The 1,814-nt window shown below is 42.1% G+C and carries 2 protein-coding genes and 1 pseudogene; 2 read left to right on the top strand and 1 reads right to left on the bottom strand.

All coding sequences use genetic code 11. The annotated features are described in order from the left end of the window. Positions 1–97, top strand: a 97-nt coding sequence (gene rpmG, locus ACFQ8Y_RS22655; RefSeq protein ID WP_430586796.1) for a 50S ribosomal protein L33, incomplete at its 5' end; no start/stop codon positions are given. Positions 98–198: 101 nt separating this feature from the next. Beyond that, positions 199–1,388, top strand: a protein-coding gene (locus ACFQ8Y_RS22650; RefSeq protein ID WP_087614167.1) for an IS3 family transposase whose coding sequence is annotated in 2 segments (ribosomal slippage) — positions 199–499 and positions 499–1,388 — 1,191 coding nt in all. Because the reading frame shifts where the segments join, the coding sequence is not laid out codon by codon here. A gap of 60 nt (positions 1,389–1,448) precedes the next feature. On the opposite strand, the pseudogene ACFQ8Y_RS22645 reads toward ACFQ8Y_RS22650, so the two are convergent. Further along, positions 1,449–1,814, bottom strand: a pseudogene (locus ACFQ8Y_RS22645) (hypothetical protein); the annotation flags it as partial.

Genomic DNA, 1,814 nt, shown 5'->3' with positions numbered 1-1,814 from the left:
CACAACAAAAAATAAACGCACCAATCCAGACCGTTTGGAGCTGAAAAAATATTCACCGCGTTTAAAGAAATATACCCTTCACCGTGAAACAAAATAATATAAAAGACCGGGAATCTGATATTATCCCCTCTAAGTAGACAGTGTAAAAAGCCCGCTTTTCAAAAGTGGCTGTTACACTATACGTGGAGGGGATTTTTTATGGCGAGAAAAGGGCAACACTTTCAGCACTATACGAAAGAATTTAAGATGAAAGCTGTCAAAATGTACGAGGAAGGAAACAAAAGCTATAACACGTTAGCTGAAGAATTAGGGCTTCGAAGTTCAACCCAGCTCAAAAATTGGGTGAAAACATATCGGGAAGGCAAGTCTTTTGATGATCAAAGGGGAAAAGATACAAAGTCAGACAATCCTTTTATTGGACGCCCTAAAACAACGTTTAAAAGTGTTGAGGAAGAACGAGATTATTTAAAGGCACAGGTCGAATACCTAAAAAAGCGCTATCCAAATCTGCATGGGGAGGACGGATTTTGAAGGCAGCACGATTTGAAGCTGTTCACGAATTGAAGGACCGTTATCCGATTACGTGGCTGGTATGTATCGCCAAAGTGTCACGGTCAGGGTACTATAAATGGCGCAAGGCTCAAAGGTTTCGAATGGCAAGGCAACAGAGAGATCAGATCATAAAAGAGCACATCATGGCGATTCATCATTCACGCCCTTTCTATGGCTATCCTCGGATTACTGTCGCTTTAAAGAAAGAAGGTTTCTGCGTCAACCATAAGCGTGTTTACAGATTGATGAGAGAGATGAACATCCACTCGATTATTCGAAAAAAGCGTCGTTATTTTGGAAGAAAGGCATCGGTTGTCCTGCCAAACCGGCTTAACCGAGAATTTCAAACCAATCAGCCTAATCAGTTATATGTAACCGATATTACCTATATTGCTTGCGGACAACGATTCTATTATCTTTCTGCAGTACAAGATCTTTACAACAATGAGGTTGTCGCATGGAAACTGTCAAAGCGAAATGATCTTGAACTGGTGATGAAAACAGTGGAAAGTTTAACAGCTCAACGGGATGTCCAAGGGGCCATTCTCCACTCTGATCAAGGATTCCAATACACAACAAAAGCATATCAAAAGCGACTTGAAACCGTTGGTTTGAAGGGCAGCCATTCCCGTAAGGGAAACTGCCTGGATAACGCCTGTATCGAATCATTTTTCTCGCACCTCAAAACAGAGAATACATACTTTTCTTCATGTCAAACTGAAAAAGAGCTCCACAAAAGCATTAAAGATTACATCCAGTTCTATAATCACGAACGATTCCAGAAAAAATTAAACCAGTGTGCTCCGGTAGAATACCGTAACACACTGGTTGCTTAGGCTTTTTATGGCTGTCTACTTGACAGGGGTAAGACCAGATTCGGCAGGGCTTTTTAAAGATCAGTCAGCAAACGCCTCCTGCAATAATCGATACGATCGGAGCTTATCTTCAAAATGATGCGTGATGGTCACCACCATGATTTCCTCTGTTTCATACGCTTTACTCAAAGCTAGCAGCCGCTCCTTAACCTGTTCTTTCGTACCGACAATCATTCGATTTCGATTATCAGCAATTCGTCTCTGTTCATAAGGAGAATACGTATTTTTCCGAACAGCTTCATACGAAGGAACTCCCTCTAAAGGAATACCCTGCTCTCCCGCCAAAAGTGTAAAATCAAGCACAGCCCCAAGCTCCTCTGCCTTCTCCTCCGTGTCAGCACAAAGAACAAAAACAGCAACTGCCGCTCGAGGCGTATCTCCTAACAC

The sequence above is a fragment of the Isoptericola sp. NPDC056605 genome (assembly GCF_042792795.1).
Lineage (GTDB): Bacteria > Actinomycetota > Actinomycetes > Actinomycetales > Cellulomonadaceae > Isoptericola.
This window is presented reverse-complemented; position numbering and strand designations above follow the sequence as displayed.